This is a genomic window from Olleya sp. Ti.3.14 (assembly GCF_038154885.1).
Lineage (GTDB): Bacteria > Bacteroidota > Bacteroidia > Flavobacteriales > Flavobacteriaceae > Olleya.
The window spans coordinates 38402-60092 of sequence record NZ_JBAKAO010000013.1 but is presented as its reverse complement, the minus strand read 5'-3'; the positions used below and the strand labels follow the sequence as shown (position 1 = coordinate 60092).

The following is a 21691-nucleotide window of genomic DNA, read 5'->3' as shown; positions in this document are numbered from 1 at the left end:
GTTAATTATTTGTTATACAAAGATAAGCCACAAGCGATATACTAACAAATTTTAAAACTTTTTTGTACTATTTAGAATGGGTTTAAGTAATAAATCCTTAATGTAAGGTAATATTTATATTATTAACCCATAGTTGAGATCTGTCCATGTTGGTATTCCACTGGTCAATCATAAATGCGTCATCATAACCTATGATTTTTTCAAAAACTAAAACATTGTTTACTATTACTTTTACTGGTTTAGATAAATCCACCATTTCTGGTGAAATATAAATATTGAACGACCCAACCTTTTCTGTCTGTATATCAAATACATTATCAGTAAATTTAGCAGTAATCTTTGCGGACTGCCTAGGAAAATCAAATGCATTTTGATTAACATCAATCGCTATAGCATTATCATTATCATCTAATTTTAGCCATTTTGTAATTTTAAAATTAGTTGGTCTTTGCGACACTTTAGTCGTTTTGATAGTATCTAATTTAATAGTATTTAACCAATCAATAGTGCCATGTGCATTGTCGTCAAACTCCCATTGCAATGTTTTTGAAAAAGGATTTCTTTTTCGATTAATAAGATCTTCAAACAATATATCATAAGCAGGTTCTGCCTCATCAAAATCAGGAAACCAATGCGGAAAGCCATTATATCTGTAATCTTTATAATCCGCCTTAATTTTAGACATAATGCTATTTAAGCTATCATTTGCATTTGGCGGATAATAGTAATCTTGATCTGTAGAAAAATTAATAAAACTTCTAGCTTTTACATTCTCTATAAACGTTCCGCCAGTATAGACTTTTGGATGTGTATTAAAACCATAAAAACCAGCAAATTGTGTTGGTTGCTTCATTAAGTATGAAAACGAACCCGTTGCTCCATTAGAATGCCCAGTGACAAACACTTTATCATCATCAATATTAATTGCAGATTTTATTTGTTTGATAATCTCTGGAACCATAAAAAAGCCTTCATCTCCAATCATCCAATTAAAATTTTTATCAGCTTTTGGAAACACTAAAACAACATCATTAGCGTCTGCACGCTTGGTATATTTTGTATTAGCGTATTTTAAATTACTTTTTGTCTCATAATCCGATAATGTAGTGTAGCGTATTGCTCCATGTAAAAAAACCAACATTGGATATTGATTTTTTGGATTATACGTTTTGGGTAGATGCACAAAATAAGACGTACTAGACGTATCATTTATTTGAAATGAAATAGAATAATCTTGCTTTTTTTTAGGCAAAAAATTGTTTTGACTTTTAATATAATTATAAAGTTGCTCTGCACTTAGACTATCAATTGAAGCGCCTTTTTTAGTGCTAAAAAATTCAGCTTCATCTGATGCCAATTTATCAAAAAACTGTGTTTGATTTAATATTGCAGCTTGCTTTAAACTAGACCATCGTTTATCATTAAATAAATTTGAATAGTCCTCTGTTGCATAGTCTCCTAAAATATAATCCCAACCTGGATAACCTTCATCATCCTCTATTAATTCTGCCAATGGTTGTAAGTACTTAAAAGCAACATCATTCATTTTTAAACGACTAGCAATTACACTTGCATTGTACTTAGAATAATCGTCTAAACTATCTGGATATTTATTAAACGCATTTTGATAAGCAACAAGTGCTTCCTTTAATTTTAAAGAATCTTCGTCCTTTGACAATTGCATTGCCTTATCAATTAAAACACTGTAGGACTCTTTTTTTATTGCAATGCTTTTTTTGCAACTACTTAAACTTAAACAAATGATTACTATAATTAATGTTGCCTGTTTCATATGGACGATTTACTATAAAAGAGACTTCATTTAAAAAAATGTTACAGTTTTTGGTATTATTCGACTTCAAAAGCTTTTTCGACACCATCAATTTTAATTTTATAATTTCCTTTTGCAATATAATATTTGTCATTTTTAGCTTTATTAATGTCGATAGCAGTGTTTTCTTTTAAGATTACTTTTCTACCTTTTTCATGAATCGTTAAATCGTAATCAATAAAATTAAATCCTTTATCTAAATTCACGTAAAACGCTTGTATTTGCTTACCGCTTTCTGTAAGGATTTCAACCTCCTTCTTACCAGAAATAGTGCTATACAATTGGATAGTCGTACTAGGCTCATAGGGTTGCATCCATTTGCTCCATGAATTTCCCCAACGTGAATAACATCTAATAGACTCTAGATCAAAAATGGTCATTTTACTACTTAAAGCCATGCTAGAATCATACTTTTGCAACGCAGAAAGATTAGTTTTATAGATACCACGACCATGGGTACCTAATAACAAATCATTACTTTCTTTTTGCGTTTTTATATCATGCACAGCTACAGCTGGTAAATTTTTAGAAAACGCTTCCCATTGGTCTCCATTATTAAAACTTACATAGGCTCCATTATCTGTTCCTAAATACAGTATATTTTCCTTTACAGGATCTTCTACAATTACATTTACTGGAGCTGTTGGAATATTAGCACTTATAGACTTCCAAGTTTGACCATAATCGTCACTCATGTAAACATAGGTAGAAAAATCGTCAAATCGGTAACCATTTAATGTTGCATAAACGCGTTCCTTTTTATGCATTGAAGCCACTAGGCGTGTTACCCATAAATTGCTAGGTAGATTTGCAGAAATGTTATCCCAAGTTGCACCTTGATTTTTTGACACATGTATTAATCCATCATCACTTCCAACGTACAATAAACCAAATTCAAAAGGAGATTCACTTATTGTAGTCAATGTTCCGTAAGCCACATTCCCTGATTTTCCACCTTGTGTTAAGTCATCACTAATAGCTTTCCAGGTATTACCTTGATCTAAAGATCGCATTAATTTATTACCACCTAAGTACAAAATATCTTGATTGTGATCCGACAAATAAATTGGTGTTTGCCAATTAAAACGATATGGTTTTTCGCCTAGCTCATGTTTTGGTTGAATATAAGTTTGCTCTCCATTAGCTCTGTTTAGTCTATAATAATTTCCAAATTGATAGCCTGTATACACAATATCTGGATTACGATTGTCAATTTCGATTTGCATACCATCTCCACCCATTAAACTTTTCCAAGGATATTCTCCATTTTGGTGCCAACTTTTATCTTCTGGTGCATTATTAGCTCCAACCCAGACGCCATTATCTTGCAAGCCTCCATACACACGATACGGTTCTTGATTATCTACATTTATAGCGTAAAACTGTCCTACAGATGGCGAATTATTTTTTATCCAATTAACACCATCATCATAAGTAATATTAACACCTCCATCATTACCATTAATTAAATGGTTAGGATTTTTAGGGTTAATCCAAAGCGCATGGTGATCTGCATGTACATTTTCTGCACTTATAGACGTAAACGTTTTACCTCCATCTTTAGATTTTAAAATTGGCACTCCGTAAACGTAAATGTCATTTTGATTTGCTGGAGACACATATACATGTCCAAAATAATACCCATAACTATAATATAAATCGTCTAAATAATCGCTGTGTGTCTTAGACCACGTTTGTCCACCATCTGTACTTTTATAAACTTCAGCTCCAATTACTGGTGTATCAAATAGCATTGAATTTGCATCCTCTAAATAATGAGCTAAATCAATTGGCTTAACATTTCCGCTGCGTACCATTTGCTTCACGTTTTCTGCTCTGTATTTTTCCTGAAAACCATTCATTTTTAAAAAGCCATTCAGTTTTTTATCGTCTAAATTTAAAAATTCAGTCGTGCTCATTGTTTTAAAATCATCTTTTTGTAAACCTCGTCTCACTGCATTATTTCCGCTTGACGGTCGTCTAAATTGACTATCATGTATTGCGTAAATATTATCATTATCGTAAATAGCCAATCCAATACGTCCGACACCATCACCTACTGGAAAACCACTGTTTTTTGTAGATATTTTATCCCAAGTATCTCCAGCATCGATACTTTTATAAATAGCCGAGTTGTTTCCGCTTCCATCAAAATTCCAAGCCTTTCTATCTTTTGTCCATGCAGTAGCAAACATGGTGTTATAATTTCCAGGTACATGTTGCATATCAATAATTCCGCTGACATCATCCACGTACAATGTTTTAGTCCAATTAAGGCCACCATCTGTGGTTTTATAAACACCTCTGTCTTCAGATTTAGAATATAAAGCACCTGTGACACCAACAGTCACTTCATTAACATTATTAGGATTAATCAATATACGTCCAATATGTTGAGAATTGGGTAATCCAACATGTTGCCAAGTTTGACCATTATCCGTAGACTTTAACATACCAACTCCTGCATAAGACGATCTAGACGCGTTATTCTCTCCTGTACCAACCCAAATAGTTCTGGTTTGCCAATGCACAGCAATATCACCTACATTTTGGGTTTGAGAATTATCTAAAATAGGCTCAAAAGTTGTCCCATTATTTATGGTTTGCCACACACCTCCAGAAGCATATCCAACATAAAACTCTGATGGGTTTTCTGGGTTTACATCCAAATCTACAACACGACCACTCATAACGGTTGGTCCAATGTTTTGAAACGCTACATTTTTAACTATTGAGTTTGATTGTAATTGGGCTTTATCTGCCAACGTAGTTTGTTGTGCACTTACAGAAGTAACGACAAATAAAAATAAAAAAAGTCTATAAATCATGGTTGTTTATTATAAGTTTTGAAGATACAGATAAAAGTAAAATTAACAAAGTAAAAACCTTAAAGCAAACAGATTTTAAGATGGATTTATAACTTATCTATCTTAAAGTTCTTATTTTTACAGCTAGTTATAATTTCCGCTTGACGGAAAAAATTATAACTCAAATTTTATGAATACATTTTTTCACTACTGTGGAAATTAAAAATTAAATTTTTCTTATGAAATATCACAAAATCGACTCGTCATTATTTATAAAAAACCGTAAAAATTTTGCTTCTCAAATGAAGCCAAAAAGTATTGCCTTTTTTAACTCTAATGATATTTATCCAATTAGTGCAGATAGCACTTTACCATTCCAACAACAACGCGATATTTTTTATTTAAGTGGTGTTGATCAAGAAGAAAGTATTTTGGTTTTATTTCCGGATTGTCCAAATCCCAAAAACAGAGAGGTTTTATTTTTAAAAGAAACCAATGCACACATTGCTGTTTGGGAAGGTGAAAAACTAACTAAAGAGGCTGCATTGGCTACTAGCGGAATTAAAACCGTTTATTGGTTACAAGACTTAGAAAAAGTTGTTTTTGAAATGATGACACAAGCCGAAACCGTTTACATAAACACCAATGAACATTACAGAGCTAATGTAGAAACCGAAACAAGAGAAGACCGTTTTACTAAATGGATAAAAGATAAATATCCTGCACATAGTGTTGCTAAAAGCAATCCAATATTACAACGCTTAAGATCTGTAAAGGATCAAATTGAATTAGACTTAATCCAAACCGCTTGCGATATTACAAATAAAGGTTTTAGACGTGTTTTAAACTTTGTTAAACCTGGCGTAATGGAATACAACATTGAAGCCGAGTTTATGCATGAGTTTTTAAATAATCGTTCTAAAGGGTTTGCATATACACCAATAATTGGTTCTGGTAATAACGCCAACGTATTACATTATATAGAAAATAATCAAGAGTGTAAAGCTGGTGATTTAATATTGATTGATGCTGGAGCAGAATACGCTAATTACGCTAGTGATATGACACGAACAATTCCTGTTTCTGGTAAATATAACGACAGACAAAAAGCAGTTTACAATGCTGTTTTAAGAGTTAAAAACGAAGCTACAAAAATGTTAGTTCCTGGAACAATCTGGGCAGATTACCATGTAGAAGTTGGTAAAATAATGACTAGTGAGTTATTAGGTTTAGGCTTATTAGATAAAGCAGATGTACAAAACGAAAATCCAGATTGGCCAGCTTACAAAAAATACTTTATGCATGGTACGTCACACCATATGGGATTAGATACGCATGACTACGGAATTTTAACTGAGCCAATGCAAGCTAACAACGTGTTTACTGTTGAGCCTGGAATTTACATTCCTGCAGAAGGTTTTGGTATTAGATTAGAAGATGATGTTGTTATCCAAAAATCAGGAGAACCTTTTAATTTAATGAGAGAGATCCCAATTGAAATTGAAGAGATTGAGGATATAATGAATAAGTAAAATTTATATTTTAATATTAAAAAAGCGAGCTTAGAGCTCGCTTTTTTTTAAATCCGTTAAAGGTTATCTTAAATACAATATATTACTACGCTATGGAATTAAACCAAATTATTGACAACATACACCCTCTTTCTACAACATCTAAAAATTTAATAAAAGAGTCAATAATTGAAACCAAGTTTACTAAAGGACATATTTTATTTAAAGCAGATAAAATTGAAAATAGCATATACTTTATAAAAAAAGGAATAGCAAGAGCCTACGCATACTCCGAGGACAACCAAATTACTTTTTGGTTTGGCCAAGAAGGTGATCCTATTGTATCCATGCAAAGCTATGTTAATAATCAAAAAGGCTATGAAGATGTTGAGCTATTGGAAGATTGCGAACTGTACGAATTAAAGACAGAAAAACTTCAAGAGCTATTTTTAAAGGATATCCAAATTGCTAATTGGGGAAGAAAATTTTCAGAATTAGAACTTATAAAATCAGAAAAACGCCTTATCGCTTTACAATTTAATACTGCGACAGATAGATACTTATCACTAATCAAAAATTATCCTAGTATTTTGCTACGTGTACAATTATCACATATTGCATCCTATTTAGGTATTACACAGGTTAGCTTAAGCAGAATAAGAGCCAATATAAAATAACTTTCGTTTTTATCATTTGTTAAATAGTTTATCTTAAATATTTAAGACTTTTGTCTTCAATATTACTCTAAATTAAAAGTTACCTGAAAAATTTCCCCTTTTAATTTTAGAATAGTTAAAACTTTAATTTAAATACAGCTTTAAATATGTCAAATTTGATAAAAAACAGATCACTACCTTTCATTTTACTATTTACAATACTTTTTATAGGCTGTGATAATAAAAACAATCAAGAAAATTTAACCAAAACAGCTGCAAACACCCCTTTAAAAAAAGTGCTATTTGTAGTTACTAGCCATGATAAAAAAGGAAGCACTGGTGAAAAAACAGGCTATTATTTAGGAGAGGTTTCGCATCCTTGGGATGTATTGCATACTGCTGGCTACGAAATAGATTTTGTAAGTCCAAAAGGAGGAAAAGCACCTGTAGATGCATTTGACCTAACAGATTCCATAAACAACAAATTTTGGAATAACCTTACCTATCGTAACAAAATAGAAAACACCAACACACCTAATCAAATTAACCCAAAGGACTATGTGGCTATACATTATGCAGGAGGTCATGGCGCAATGTGGGACTTTGCAGATAATTTAGAAATAGCTGAAATTGCTAAGCAAATTTATGAAAACAATGGTATTGTAAGCGCTATCTGTCATGGACCTGCAGGACTTGTTAATATCAAACTAAGTAACGGATCATATCTTGTTGATGGTAAAAAAGTAAACGCATTTACAAACCAAGAGGAAATAAAAGTAAAACTAGAAGATGTCGTTCCATTTTTATTAGAGGATCAATTAATAGCACGTGGAGCAATTTTTGAAAAATCAGCACCATTTACCAAGCACGTCGTTATTGACAAACGATTAATAACTGGTCAAAATCCTCAATCTGCTTATAGCGTTGGTATTGCAACTTTAATAGAACTACAGAGATTAACAAAAAAAACTAATAAATGAGTGGAGAAAAAAATCTAAAAACACTTTTAAAAACCTTGAAACCTAAACATAATTTAGGCGAATTTGTGTTTTGTAAAACAGACCATAGAAATCAAATTAATTTAAGTCAAATTATAATGACTTTTAGGGAAGAAGAAAGCACTACCATTATTGCTAAAAAAGAAGTTGCAGACCAACTAAATTTAGATTATACTTTTATTGCGTCTTGGATAACGCTAACAGTACACTCGTCCCTAGAAGCAGTTGGTTTAACTGCAGCATTTTCTGAAGCTTTGTCTAAAAATGGCATTAGTTGTAATGTGGTTGCAGCATATTATCACGATCATATCTTTGTAGACATAAAGGACACTACTAAAGCATTAGATATTTTAAACTCCTACTCTAAGTAAGGTTAAATTCTTTAGCTATACAGCATGTACAAACAATAAATTACACCTTAAAAATGAATTGGATATTATTAATCATTGCTGGACTTTTTGAAGTCGCTTTTGCAACTTGTCTTGGAAAAGCAAAAGAAGCTACAGGAATGGAGTCCACCTATTGGTATATTGGGTTTGTAATTTGCTTAAGCATAAGTATGGGACTTTTACTAAAAGCAACTCAACATTTACCAATAGGTTCTGCATACGCAGTTTGGACAGGTATAGGAGCTGTAGGCACAGTATTGGTTGGGATTTTTGTTTTTAAAGAACCTGCAACATTTTGGAGACTGTTTTTTATCACAACATTAATCACCTCAATTATTGGACTTAAAGTAGTTTCACATTAAGCTTTCAATATAAATTAATTGTAGTTGCCTGTTACTAATTTATCTGTTTTGTGTGATTACCTAAATAGTCAATCAAAAATGTTTAATTATAAATAATTAAATTATAATATATAACTTTGTTTACCTCATAAAAAAGCAAACCCTAAAGTTTGCTTTTATTTATTTTAGACCAATATTGTATGACTCTCAAAAACATAGCGTTGTAGCTTTTTCAAGGTTTCTTTTTTATCACTTGTATTAATAAGCAATGATATATTATTATTGCTTCCTCCATAAGATATCATTCGCACGCTAACATCCTGTAATATTTGAAACAAATTAGGCGTGTCTGGATGAAATATTATAGCATTACCAACTAAGCATACAATACTCATATAATTATCAACCTCAACTACTGAAAATCGTTCCAATTCTTCAACAATAGCCTTTAAATGCGTGGTATCATCAATAGTTAATGACACAGCAATTTCTGATGTTGTAATCATGTCTATAGACGTTTCATAACGCTCAAAAATTTCGAATACTTTTTTTAAAAAACCATGTGCAAGTAACATTCTGGCAGACTTTATCTTTATAGCTGTAATACTATCTTTTGCAGCTATAGCCTTAATACCATCACCATGGACTTGATTTGTTATTAATGTACCATGTGCTTCTGGTAACATGGTGTTTTTCAATCGCACAGGAATATCTAATTCACGCACAGGCACAACGGTTTGCGGATGTAATATTTTGGCTCCAAAATAGGCCAACTCCGCAGACTCATCAAAAGACAAATTAGAAATAGCTGTAGTATTTTCTACAAATCGTGGATCATTGTTATGAAAACCATCTATATCTGTCCAAATCTGCACTTCTTCTGCTTTTAATACAGCTCCAATTATAGTAGCAGTGTAATCACTTCCTCCTCGTTGCAAATTGGCAATATTTCCTTTTACATCACGACAAATAAAACCTTGCGTGATATAAATCTCTGCTTTTGGCGACTCATTAATTACACGGTTTAAATTTTGTTGTATGTAATAATTATCAGGCTCATTTGTTTTATCAATGCGCATAAAATCCAGAGCTGGTAATAACACAGCATTTATATTTTCTTGATGTAAATATTGGCTAAAGATAAATGTTGATAACAACTCGCCTTGTGACACTATTTGATTGTATAATAAATCGTCATACAATCTATTGACCAAAACCTCAAGTGAATTAAACGCATTATTAACATACACAAAAACCGTTTTATAAATTTCTGGTGTTGTAATTAAAGTTTTTACGGTCGTGTTATAGGTGTTTCTAAGTGCATCAATAACAATTAAAGCGTCCTCTGGCTTATTATTTTTTATGTAATCCGCAACTTTGACTAAGGCATTTGTGGTACCTGACATAGCAGATAAAACCACAACTTTTTGTTGTCCATTATTAATGATATTTTTAACATTAACCATATTTTCAATAGACCCAACAGATGTTCCTCCAAACTTTAATACCAGCATATTATTTACATTTATACTGCTAAATTACTTAGGGACTTTTAGCTAGCCATAAAAATGAAAAAATTGTACTATTTTTACACAAATTGTTAAATAGTTAACATAATGAAAACCATAGCCTCTTGCGTAGAAGACATATTAATCACGCAACCGTTTTTAGAAGAAGCGTTGTCTAGAAGTATTATTAATTATTCTGCTTTAGCAGAAGAATTGAACGCGCCAATTAGTGCCATGTTACGTAAACCCGTAAAATCTGGAGCTATTATGATGGCTTTACGCAGATACAACACACCAAACACGTTACGTCATTCTTTAAAATTAAAAAGTACGCTACAGAATTTAGGAGATATCACGGTACGCTCTAACTTAAGTGATTTTACATTTCAGAATTCTGAAACCCTAATACAAAGTCACACCAAAATTTTAGATCAAGTAGAAGCTAATAAAGATATTTTTTACGCCTTTACAAGAGGAATTTTTGAAAGTAATATTATTATTTCAAGTTCGGAAAATAAAAAAGTTATTAAATGTTTTTCTAATGAAAAACAAATTGGATTACAAGAAGGTCTGTCTGCAATAAGCGTGCGCTTACCAAAAGATAACTCCAAAATATCTGGATTATATTACCAAATATTTAAGCGGTTAGCTTGGGAAAACATTCCGATTTACGAAGTCGTTTCGACCACAAACGAGTTTACTGTATTAGTAGAGGACCATGTGGTTGACAAAGCATTTTCAGTTATTAAAAACCTAAAAAACTAAGGGTTAACCTTAGTCAACTCACCAGAATCTAAAGCCTTTTGATAATCCGCTTCTACAGTAGTTTGAAGTCCAAAAAACTTAGTGCCATCTTTCTTCTTTAAAACAACGTAGGTTTTATTTTCTTTAGCAACTACATCATCAATCAAAACGACAGTATTTACAACAGGCTTATAACTTGCTAGCTTACCACGTTTGACTAAAATGTTTAATCTTGGAAAATCAATATGATTGTAGTGCTCTCCCTTAGGAGCTTTTACCTCTAAAACATCACCTACTTTGGGCTGGCTTTGAGCAAAAGACATAAAACATACACTTAAAAATACTAAAGTTAATACTGCTTTTTTCATAACATTATGTTTTAGTTGTTATACAAAGTTAAAAACTTATACTTAAAAATCAAGTCTTTTTAACTAGTAAATTAGTAAAAATAAATCCTAAAAGCGCTGGTAAAAACCATCCTAAACTATATTGAGTAAAAGGAATTAAGCTGACCACGTTTGACAAATTTTTTGAAGGACTTATAACACCTACAACATCCGGAATACTAAACACAAACGTCAATAATACAACAACTCTAAAAACTAAAGATGTAGCATATTTATTTGGTATTGCATTTAGAATAATCAATACAATAGTTATTGGGTAAATAAATAAAAGTATTGGTAAAGCAATAACTATAATGGTATTAAAATCTAATTGCCCAACCACAACACCAAACACACTAGCAATTATTGCTGTTACCACATAAACCGTCTGAGAGTTATTTATTAAACCTTTAAAATAATCTGCAGTACCTGTCACAATACCAACAGCTGTTGTAAAACAAGCCAACGCAATTAAAACACTTAGCACTGCATATCCAAAATCACCTAAAGCCTTAACACTAATACCTGTTAATAGGTTAGCACGTTGCATGTCGTTGTTTATACTACTATTAATTTCAATTTCGGCTCCATATGAAGCACCAACTGCAATTAATCCTGCATAAATTATAAACAAACCAAAACCAGCAATTAACCCTGATTTTTTAATCAGGTCCTTTTTAGCTTCAAAAGTAGCGTCAGTTTTAATGTTAATTGAGATAATAATAACTGCCCCAACGACTACTGCTGCAATAGCATCAAAAGTTTGATACCCTTCTAAAATACCAACAACAATTGGAGTATCCATTTGCGTTGGGTTAGTAAGCATTTGTGCGGAATACAAACCAATACCAATAACCAACAACAACATAATTACTATAAAAGGCGTCAGATACTTACCTATTATGTTTAATATTTTAGAGCGATTTAAAGCAAAAACCAATACTAAAATAAAGTATATACTACTAGTTAATAAAGGCGAAGTACCAAAATTTGGATGTATTGCAATCTCATGTGTTGCTGCTGCTGTGCGTGGTGACGGAATAGCTACTGCAATAAGATAAATTAAAACACAATAAATAAAACTAAATATTGGAGACACTTTTTTACCAAAGTCATATAAAGTCCCTTGTAATTTAGCATGCGCATAAATACCAATAATAGGTATTACTACTGCTGTTATAACAAAACCTAAGGTTACCCAAAACCAATTTTGACCAGCATTATAACCTAAAAGTGGAGGCAATAATAAATTTCCTGCTCCAAAAAAAAGCGAAAATAATGCAAAGCTTGTTATTAAAAGATCTTTCGTTTTATTCAAAATTAGTCTTGCTTAATTAATTTTAAATCTTCAAAATCAAAACTAAAATCTGTTACAGGAGCAATTGGCTTTAATGTTGCGCTTACCGCTTTAGCTTTTTCATTAAAACTAAATTGCATAAAACAATCTGCATCGTAACTTCTATTATCCCATTTAACAATATAAGTAGTTGCATTGTATGGTAACACGCTCCCTTTTAATGTATTAGATTTCTCTGAAGTAATTCGTAAATCATTTCCACTTTGTGTAATACTAACATTTCCAAACCAAGCATCAGTATAGGTACCTGTAATAGCAGATACATCCATAGTTTTACTACTAAGTTTCATTTTAGCTACCTGATCAAAAACTACAGTTTTAAGACTATCGTTATATTGGTACCACTCCTTGTTATTTCGACCTAATTTTTCTAACCATTTACGGTCTTCATAACCTAAATAACTATCTTTAATGGTATTAGTAATGGTATTAAAAGCCGAACCGTTCATCTGATTAGTTAATACTACAATTGCTAAATCTAAATCCGGAATCATAGTAAATTGCGTCACTGTACCCAATAATCCTCCAGTGTGATATACTTGCTTATATCCACCTTTTACATCAGTTACAAACCAACCTAAACCGTAACCTCTAAAATTAGAATCATAACTATCATTAGCACTTACTTTTAAAGGTGTTTGCAATTGCCAAAGTTCATTAAACTGTTTTTCGCTAAGCAAACGTTCTCCCTTTGTAGTCACAGCATCATTCATTAAAAACTGAGCCCAAGTCAACATATCATCCACATTACTAACAATACCTCCAGCTGGATTTGCAGTCGGACTCCAATCATGCGGAATTTGCACTAATTTGCCATCTGCTAATGTATGTGCTTCAATAATATTAGATTTATCAGTCACACGATTGTAAGACGCTTTACTATTAATCATCCCTACAGGCTTCATAATTTTGGTTTCAATAAACTCTTCCCAAGACAAACCACTTACACGTTTTAAAACTTCTCCAGCAATAATAAACATGTTGTTATTGTAAGCAAACTGACTTCTAAAAGAGCTTTCTGTCTCCAAATGTTGTACATTTTTAATAACATCTTCCACCTTAAAACTAGCTTCCGGAAAAAACATTAAATCTCCTGCACCAAGTCCCATTCCACTTCTATGCGTAACTAAATCTCTAACCGTAAACTGTTCTGTTACCCAAGCATCTTGTAGTTTAAATTCTGGAATATGTTGCCTAACTTTATCATCCCAATTAAGCTTACCCTGGTCCACCATCATAGCTAATGCAAAACAAGTAAACCCTTTACTATTGGAAGCTACACCAACCAAAGTGCTTTTATCCATTGCTTTTTTATTAGATAATGCACTCACGCCATGTCCTTTAGCATACACTACTTTACCATCTTTAATTACACCAACAGATATTCCAGGAACATCAAAAGTTTTTAAGGTGTTTTCAACAAGTTGGTCTAGCTTATCTTCCTCAATTTGAGCAGATAGCGTCATGCATGTTAAAAAAGCAAAAGTGTAAAGAATCGTATTTAATCTCATAATTATATTATTTAGCATCTTGGCAATCAAATATAGTAAATACTTACTCAAAACAACAGACTAAAAACAGTACAAATCTTATCTTTGCAGGCTATGATTTTAACTTACAAAGGGATATCAATTGCCTACTCTGTTTCGGGACAAGGTAAAACCGTCACATTATTACATGGTTTTTTAGAAAACAGCACAATGTGGAAAGACACAGTGACAGTATTAGAAAAAACACATCAAGTTATTACCATAGATTTATTAGGTCATGGCAAAACGGAATGTTTAGGCTATGTGCATACTATGGAAGACTTTGCAAATGCAATAAACGTCGTATTGACACATTTAAATATTACAAGCACAACACTTATTGGTCATTCCTTAGGTGGTTATGTTGCTTTGGCTTTCGCCGAAATTAAGCCAGAACTAATAAAAGGGCTGTGTTTAATGAACTCGACGCCATTTGCAGATAGCCAAGAGCGTATCTTACTTCGAAACAGAGCCATTAAAGTCGCAAAATCCAATTATGAAAACCTAGTGAGTATGTCTATAAGCAATCTGTTTTTTGAAGATAACAGATTACGTTTTGAAAAAGAAATTGAACACATTAAAACCGAAGCTTTAAAAACACCACTACAAAGTTACGTTGCCACGCAAGAAGGCATGAAAATTAGAATTGACAGAACTGCAATTTTAGAAAACCTAAACTGTAAAAAGTTAATTATAGCAGGTAAAAACGATCCTATTTTATCCAAATCGGACGTACTTCATCTGGAACAATTAAACGGTATTACAATTACTATTCTAGATGGTGGACACATGTCTCACATAGAAAATAAAGAAGAATTTCTACAAGAAATAGTGCGTTTTAGCGAATGAATATAGCTTTTTGACCGATTTTTAAAATATTGTTCATATATTCGGAATCGCTATCTATCAGATTTCTAAGACCTAACCATAATTATCTGATTACAAAAAGGCCTATAAGTATGAATAATGCACAACAAAAACCATCACTAAAAGGACGTTTATACTGTTCTGTTTTTGGACACAATTTTAGCGTAAGCAAAAAAGTAACCTATCATATTAAAGAGTATAAGTGCTGTCATTGCAAAAAAGAAATGACTATAAACAGCAAAGGATACTTAACCGACTTGACACCAAAGTATAAAGAAATTAACTCAATGTTAGAGCGTATTCATCAAAACAAATTAACAAGATATAGCAACAGTCAAATTATACAATCACCTGTTTTAAAAATGACATCTTAGTTAGTTTCAAAACTATTCCAGCCTTGAGCTGTTAGTTGTATTTTTTGATCACCTCTTGTAACTAAATGTGCACCTGAAGCTTCATCTGTAATATAACCTATTACAGTTAAATGTGGATTCGCTTTAATTTTAGGAAAATCTTCTTGAGATATGGTCATTAACAACTCATAGTCTTCTCCTCCACTTAAAGCAATAGTAGTACTATCCATATTAAACTCTTCGCTAGTAGAAATAACTTGAGGATCTAAAGGTATTTTATTTTCATACAAATCACAACCTACTTTACTGGCTTTACACAAGTGTAAAATTTCTGAAGATAAGCCATCACTAATATCAATCATAGCAGTAGGTTTAACTTCTAAATCTTCTAATAGTTTAATAATGTCTTTTCTTGCCTCAGGCTTTAATTGACGCTCTATTATATAAGTATACCCATCTAAATCAGGTTGATTATTAGGATTCACTTTAAAAACTTCTTTTTCGCGTTCTAAAACTTGCAAACCTAGATAAGCACCTCCTAAATCTCCAGACACTACTAATAAATCGTTTGGTTTGGCTCCACTTCTATAAACCTCTTTACCTGTTTTTACTTGACCAATTGCAGTCACAGAGATAATTAATCCAGAAGTCGAAGAGGTCGTATCACCTCCAACTAAATCAACATCGTATAACTTACAAGCAGTTTGCACACCAGCGTAAAGCTCCTCTATAGCTTCTAAAGGAAAACGATTAGATACAGCAATCGACACTGTTATTTGAGTCGCCTCTGCATTCATGGCATAAATATCTGATAAATTGACAATTACCGCTTTGTAACCTAAATGCTTTAAAGGCATGTAGCTTAAATCAAAATGGACACCTTCAACTAAAAAATCTGTAGACACTACTACTCTATCTTTATCAAATTCTAAAACAGCAGCATCATCACCTATTGCCATAATTGTAGATTTTTGAGTTACCTCAAAACTTTTAGCTAAATGATCGATTAATCCAAATTCTCCTAATTGGCTTAAATCTGTACGTTGTTGGTTTTTATCTTCTATCATACTGCAAAAATACTAAGCTTAATTTAATCTTAACAAAAAAAGCATTTAAATTGTTTAATTATTAAAAACAAGAGGTATCAAATGTAATTAATCCATCAATTTAACAAGTTAAAAGTAAGTTTTATCGCTATTTCTGCTTAATTTGTGTCCAAAAATTATGAATAACTTAACCTAATGAATATTTCAAAAAAATTACTCCTTATCTTATTATTAGCTACTAGCTCTATAATATTTGCACAAAGTCCATGTGTAGGCGGATTTGCATCGCATACCATTGATGGTGTTACAACTAATTATCCTTGTGATGGTTATGATTTATTATCTAGAGTTCCAATCTCTACATTAGCTACAACTTTAGGTAATGAAGAAGGAAGTGATATTTGGGGATGGACAGACCCATTAGACAGTAAAGAATATGCCATTATAGGAACCACTAACAGTACTGCTTTTGTAGATATTAGTGACCCAATAAACCCGATATTTTTAGGCCGAATAGAAACCGTAAACAATAACACATCGTTTTGGCGCGATGTTAAAGTATACAATAACCATGCTTACATTGTGGCAGATGGTGTAGGTGCTCATGGCATGCAAGTCTTTGACTTAACCATTTTAAGAAATGGAGTGGATAGCGATTTAACCTTTGATGGTCCTCAAGTATTACGATTTACTGGAAATGGAGGCTCTGGCGATTTAACCATTGGAAGTTGCCATAATATTGTTATAAATGAATCTGAAGGCATAGCCTATTTAGTTGGTTGTAGTGGAGCTGCAAGTGGAGGACCTGTTTTTGTAGACGTTACAAATCCATCAAGCCCAACTGTAGTTGGTAGTTATGCTGAAAAAGGGTACACACATGACGCGCAAGTTATAACCTACAACGGAACAGATAATAACGTAACAAGCCCTACAGTAAGTGGTGTATCTAGTTATATTGGTCGCGAAATTTTACTAGCTAGTAATGGTGGCTCAAATGACAGAGTTGTATTATTAGATGTAACAGAAAAAAACAATCCTCAATTTATTTCAGAAATCTCTTATCCTAACCCAGGTTATGCACATCAAGGTTGGTTTACAGATGATCACAGATATTTTATTTTTGGTGACGAAACAGATGAGCAAAATTTTGGTTTCGGAACCAGAACATTTGTTTTTGACATGTTAGATTTAGATAATCCAGTATTAATTTCAACTTACGAAGCTTCATTTACAGCAATCGACCATAATGGTTATGTTAAAGGCGACAGGTTTTATTTAGCAAATTACAGAGCAGGTTTACGTGTATTGGATATTCCTACTCTAATTTCTACCAACAACACTAATTCAGAAATTGGATATTTTGATACATTTCCTTCTAGTAATAGCGCCAATTTTAATGGAGCTTGGAGTATTTACCCATATTTTTCAAGTGGAAATATTATAGTGAGTGATATTGAAAGAGGATTATTTGTAGTACGTGCTAGCGATAATCCTTTAAGCACACAAACTTTTGAATTTGACAACACTATTTCTATATCTCCAAATCCAGCTACACAATCTAGTGTAACAATTAAAGCTTCAGCTACTATAAACACAGTAGAAGTTTATAGTATACTTGGTAAAAAGCTAATTTCTAAAAGCAATATAAACACAGATTCGTACGTTTTACCTATTCCTGATTTATCTAACGGAATTTATTTAGTAAAAATCAACAATTCTGTTTCCAAAAAACTAATAGTCAACAATTAACACCATGAAAAACATTTCTAAAACAGTAAAACCATTTTTGCTTAGCCTAAGCGTTCTTTGTTTTTTTATCATATACCAAAGTTGTTCTAAAGATGACGAAAACGGAACAGGTACACCTATAGCAACAATTGCAGATGCTGATCAAGACGGTATAGCAGATAATATTGACAACTGTATTAATATAGCAAACCCTAATCAAGAGGATGCTGACAACGATGGTATTGGAGATGTTTGTGATGATGACTTAGATAACGATGGAATCCCTAATAATTTAGACAACTGTCCTTTAACTCCTAATCTTGGACAAGAAGATGAAAACAATAACGGAATTGGAGATGCATGTGATGTAGAAAATGCTCCTCTGTATCCATGTGTAGATGGTATGGCAGGACCTTATCCTTGCAATGGTTATGATTTATTAGGACAAATTAATGTTAATATATTAAGCGGTAGCACTAACCAAGAAGGAAGTGACATTTGGGGTTGGACAGACCCTTTAGAAGGAAAAGAATATGCCATTATTGGATTATCAAATAGTACAGCTTTTGTGGATGTAACTGACCCAATAAATCCAATATTTTTAGGTCGATTAAACTCAAGTGCTGGATCAAACGCCTGGAGAGATGTTAAAACTTATAATAATCATGCATTTATAGTAGCAGATAATGTTGGAGCACATGGTATGCAAGTCTTTGATTTAACGCGATTAAGAAATGTAATTAACGCGCCACAAAATTTTACTGAAGACGCTCTATTTAATGACGTTGGCAGCTGCCATAATATTGTAATTAACGAATCTGAAGGTGTGGCTTACCTTGTAGGATGCACCTCTACAAATGGCGGAGGACCTATATTTGTGGATATTAGCAATCCTACAAATCCGGTAAATTTGGGAGATTACACAGCTGTAGGATACACGCATGACGCACAAGTAGTCACTTATTCTGGTCCTGATTTAGATTATACTGGAAAACAAATCTATGTTGGTAGCAATGGTAACACAGATCAAGTCGTAATATTAGATGTTACAGATAAATCCAATGTCATAGAAATAAGCAGTTTTACCTACCCTCAAACCGCTTATGCGCATCAAGGTTGGTTTACAGAAGACCAAAAATATTTTATTTTAGGTGACGAACAAGACGAACTTAATTTTGGTTTTAATACTAAAACACTTGTTTTCGACTTTACAGACTTAGACAATCCAATTGCACACGCAACCTATCTTGGACCAACAGCTGCAATTGACCACAATGGTTACGTTAAGGGTAACGAATATTATTTAGCAAATTACAGAGCAGGATTACGAGTTTTAGATATTTCCAACATAGCATCTACAACTAATTCTATGACAGAAACCGGATATTTTGACACTTATCCATCAAGTAATAGTGCTGCATTTAATGGTGTTTGGAGTATTTATCCTTATTTTGAAAGTGGCAATATAATTATAGGAGATATTGAAGGAGGACTACTAATTGTTCGTAAAAGCAATTAATTAAATGAAGCACAAAACAATACATAAAACAATAATTATTTGTTTAGCCGCAATCCTATTATCGTGTAATAACGATACTGATAACGCATCACCAAATATCACCACATCCACTCAAGGTGTTATCGAAAATGTAAAAACTTTTGGTGGCTCCAAAAACGAAAGCGGACAAGCAGTCAAAAAAACAACAGATGGTGGATACATTGTATTAGGTTTTACTCAGTCAACAGATGGTGACGTAACAACTAAACTAGATAACAGTTATGATGTTTGGGTTGTAAAATACAATCAAGACAACCAATTACAATGGTCTCAAACATATGGAGGATCAGGTGACGAAAGAGGTAATGACATTATTCAAACCAACGATGGAGGTTATGCAATAATTGGATTTACTTACAGTAACGATGGAGACATCACTAACAATAATGGGCAGGAAGACTTTTGGATTATAAAAATAGACGCTCAAGGTAACTTGATTTGGCAAAAAACGTATGGCTTTTCAGGTATAGATACAGGCTACTCTATTATACAAACTAGCGACAATGGTTTCTTTGTAACCGGAGTTTTAGATGTTACAGCATCCAATGGAGCAGGAAATACCAGAAACAACCAAACATTACATGCTGGCGGAGATTATTGGGCTGTAAAATTGGATCAATCCGGAACGTTAGAATGGAGTAAATACTTTGGTGGTTTTTTCTCAGACACTGCCTACGATGTTATTCAGACAACAGATCAAGGTTTTATTATTGTAGGTTCTTCAGATAGTGCAGATACAGATATTTCCAACAATAAAGGGTCATATGATTATTGGGTTGTTAAAATTTCAAGCTCAGGTAACTTAGAATGGGAGAAAAATTTTGGAGGAGATGAAATTGATGAAGCAAGAGCAATAATACCTTCAGGAGACGGAAACTATTTAATTATAGGAGATACCAGAAGCGAAGATATTGACGTAAGCACAAATTTTGGAGCTGCAGATGTCTGGCTAATAAAAATTTCTCCGCAAGGAGAATTACTTTGGGAAAAAACATATGGAGGAGAAGATTTTGACGTTGGTAGAGCAATCTCTTCAACTCAAGACAATGGATTTGTTATCTGCGGAAGCTCAAGAAGTTTAACCGGAAATTTAACTAATAATAAAGGCCAAAATGATGGTTGGGTTTTGAAAATCGACGCTAATGGTAGCTTAAAATGGCAACAAAGTATTGGAGGTAGTAACATTGACTTTTTATACGGAATTACGCAACTTAATAATGGCACAATAATATCTGTTGGAGAATCCAGCAGTAATGATTTTGATATAACTGAAAATAAAGGATTTACAGACTTACTCTTAATTGAAATAAAATAAAAATGAAAAAAACAATTGCCCTTATATTGCTTTTAGCAATTACATTTTCTTGTAACGAGGATATGGATGACAACACAACATTATCTGCAAGCGTTAACTTTAAATTTACTCATGATTGGAATGACACTCTAATTAATAGTAGCAATCTAGAAACAGAAACAGTTACAAATGCTAATGGTGAAGTAATAAACATGGTTAGATTTAGATATTTAACATCTAAATTCAAACTAACAAATACAGCAGGAGACACCTACAGTTTTGAAGGCTTTAAATTTACAGACTTAGCAGTAGAAGAGACATACAATTTTGCGCCAGACATAAATGGAATTCCTTCCGGAACTTACACTTTAAGCTTTGTCTGGGGTTTTGATGAAGAAGATAATATTAATGGAGCCTATCCATTATTAAATACAGCCAGTTGGAATTGGCCAGAAATGTTAGGTGGTGGTTATCATTTTTTACAATTTGATGGTATGTATAATGTAGACACACCAGACCCTTTACCTTTTAACTATCATAATGGTACAGCAAGAGTTGAAGATGGATTATTTGAACAAAATTTTGCAACCATAGTATTAGACACACCAATAATTATCACTAATGAAGCTACTATAGAGGTTAAAATGAATATCGCTGAGCTATTTACAAATCCTAACACATGGGACTTAAACGTATTAGACACACCTTTAATGCCTAATTATGACGCTCAAAAAATGATGCAAGAAAACATTTTAAGTGTGTTTACTATTGGCGAAATCACACAATAA

Annotated in this window: 19 protein-coding genes; 12 read left to right on the top strand and 7 right to left on the bottom strand. The window is 32.6% G+C overall.

Annotation, left to right across the window (positions count from 1 at the left end; all coding sequences use genetic code 11):
• Nucleotides 1-97: 97 nt before the first annotated feature.
• Complete coding sequence (locus tag V6251_RS14665; RefSeq protein WP_341588920.1) at nt 98-1792, bottom strand: alpha/beta hydrolase-fold protein; 1695 nt, start codon at nt 1790-1792, stop codon at nt 98-100.
• 56 nt (nt 1793-1848) lie between these two features.
• The gene (locus V6251_RS14660; RefSeq protein ID WP_341588919.1) at nt 1849-4659 is read right to left on the bottom strand and encodes a WD40/YVTN/BNR-like repeat-containing protein; all 2811 of its coding nucleotides are present in this window, start codon (nt 4657-4659) and stop codon (nt 1849-1851) included.
• Between the two features lie 218 nt (nt 4660-4877).
• Between V6251_RS14660 and V6251_RS14655 the strand changes: the two genes are divergently transcribed.
• The 5 genes from V6251_RS14655 (at nt 4878) to V6251_RS14635 (ending at nt 8554) form a co-directional block, all read left to right on the top strand.
• Nucleotides 4878-6170, top strand: a complete 1293-nt coding sequence (locus tag V6251_RS14655; RefSeq protein ID WP_341588918.1) for an aminopeptidase P family protein — start codon at nt 4878-4880, stop codon at nt 6168-6170.
• Between the two features lie 92 nt (nt 6171-6262).
• Entirely contained in the window at nt 6263-6826 is a 564-nt protein-coding gene (locus V6251_RS14650; RefSeq protein ID WP_341588917.1) for a Crp/Fnr family transcriptional regulator, read from the top strand.
• Between the two features lie 146 nt (nt 6827-6972).
• Nucleotides 6973-7785: a type 1 glutamine amidotransferase domain-containing protein gene (locus V6251_RS14645; RefSeq protein WP_341588916.1), complete on the top strand. Its 813-nt coding sequence runs from the start codon at nt 6973-6975 to the stop codon at nt 7783-7785.
• Nucleotides 7782-8174: an ACT domain-containing protein gene (locus tag V6251_RS14640; protein WP_341588915.1), complete on the top strand. Its 393-nt coding sequence runs from the start codon at nt 7782-7784 to the stop codon at nt 8172-8174. The genes V6251_RS14645 and V6251_RS14640 overlap by 4 nt, the downstream gene beginning before the upstream one ends.
• Nucleotides 8175-8227: 53 nt before the next feature.
• Nucleotides 8228-8554, top strand: coding sequence for a DMT family transporter (locus tag V6251_RS14635; RefSeq protein ID WP_341588914.1), 327 nt, complete (start codon nt 8228-8230; stop codon nt 8552-8554).
• A 164-nt stretch (nt 8555-8718) separates the two neighbouring features.
• Here V6251_RS14635 and V6251_RS14630 read toward each other — a convergent pair whose 3' ends face one another.
• Nucleotides 8719-10047 carry an aspartate kinase gene (locus V6251_RS14630; protein WP_341588913.1) on the bottom strand — a complete coding sequence of 443 codons (1329 nt, stop codon included), beginning with the start codon at nt 10045-10047 and terminating at the stop codon, nt 8719-8721.
• 102 nt (nt 10048-10149) lie between these two features.
• On the opposite strand from V6251_RS14630, the gene V6251_RS14625 reads away from it, so the two are divergent.
• The gene (locus V6251_RS14625) at nt 10150-10806 is read left to right on the top strand and encodes a hypothetical protein (RefSeq protein ID WP_292950134.1); all 657 of its coding nucleotides are present in this window, start codon (nt 10150-10152) and stop codon (nt 10804-10806) included.
• Here the strand turns inward: V6251_RS14625 and V6251_RS14620 are convergent.
• From V6251_RS14620 to V6251_RS14610, 3 genes are read right to left on the bottom strand one after another with little or no spacing between them, the layout of a single operon-like run.
• The gene (locus V6251_RS14620) at nt 10803-11153 is read right to left on the bottom strand and encodes a hypothetical protein (protein ID WP_341588912.1); all 351 of its coding nucleotides are present in this window, start codon (nt 11151-11153) and stop codon (nt 10803-10805) included. The genes V6251_RS14625 and V6251_RS14620 overlap by 4 nt on opposite strands.
• A gap of 49 nt (nt 11154-11202) precedes the next feature.
• Nucleotides 11203-12489: a branched-chain amino acid transport system II carrier protein gene (brnQ, locus tag V6251_RS14615; RefSeq protein WP_341588911.1), complete on the bottom strand. Its 1287-nt coding sequence runs from the start codon at nt 12487-12489 to the stop codon at nt 11203-11205.
• Between the two features lie 2 nt (nt 12490-12491).
• The gene (locus V6251_RS14610; protein ID WP_341588910.1) at nt 12492-14039 is read right to left on the bottom strand and encodes a serine hydrolase; all 1548 of its coding nucleotides are present in this window, start codon (nt 14037-14039) and stop codon (nt 12492-12494) included.
• A gap of 93 nt (nt 14040-14132) precedes the next feature.
• Here V6251_RS14610 and V6251_RS14605 point away from each other — a divergent pair, with 93 nt between their 5' ends.
• The gene (locus V6251_RS14605; protein ID WP_341588909.1) at nt 14133-14906 is read left to right on the top strand and encodes an alpha/beta fold hydrolase; all 774 of its coding nucleotides are present in this window, start codon (nt 14133-14135) and stop codon (nt 14904-14906) included.
• 110 nt (nt 14907-15016) lie between these two features.
• Nucleotides 15017-15298: a hypothetical protein gene (locus tag V6251_RS14600; protein ID WP_341588908.1), complete on the top strand. Its 282-nt coding sequence runs from the start codon at nt 15017-15019 to the stop codon at nt 15296-15298.
• On the opposite strand, the gene thiL is transcribed toward V6251_RS14600, so the two are convergent.
• Entirely contained in the window at nt 15295-16344 is a 1050-nt protein-coding gene (gene thiL / locus V6251_RS14595) for a thiamine-phosphate kinase (protein WP_341588907.1), read from the bottom strand. The genes V6251_RS14600 and thiL overlap by 4 nt on opposite strands.
• A gap of 174 nt (nt 16345-16518) precedes the next feature.
• On the opposite strand from thiL, the gene V6251_RS14590 reads away from it, so the two are divergent.
• Genes V6251_RS14590 through V6251_RS14575 form a run of 4 tightly spaced genes read left to right on the top strand, consistent with a single transcriptional unit; the run spans nt 16519 to nt 21691 of the window.
• A complete protein-coding gene (locus V6251_RS14590; protein WP_341588906.1) occupies nt 16519-18072 on the top strand; it encodes a choice-of-anchor B family protein in 1554 nt (517 codons plus the stop codon).
• Between the two features lie 4 nt (nt 18073-18076).
• Nucleotides 18077-19570, top strand: coding sequence for a choice-of-anchor B family protein (locus V6251_RS14585; protein WP_341588905.1), 1494 nt, complete (start codon nt 18077-18079; stop codon nt 19568-19570).
• Nucleotides 19571-19574: 4 nt separating this feature from the next.
• Nucleotides 19575-20924, top strand: a complete 1350-nt coding sequence (locus tag V6251_RS14580; protein WP_341588904.1) for a hypothetical protein — start codon at nt 19575-19577, stop codon at nt 20922-20924.
• Nucleotides 20925-20926: 2 nt separating this feature from the next.
• Entirely contained in the window at nt 20927-21691 is a 765-nt protein-coding gene (locus tag V6251_RS14575; protein ID WP_341588903.1) for an MbnP family protein, read from the top strand.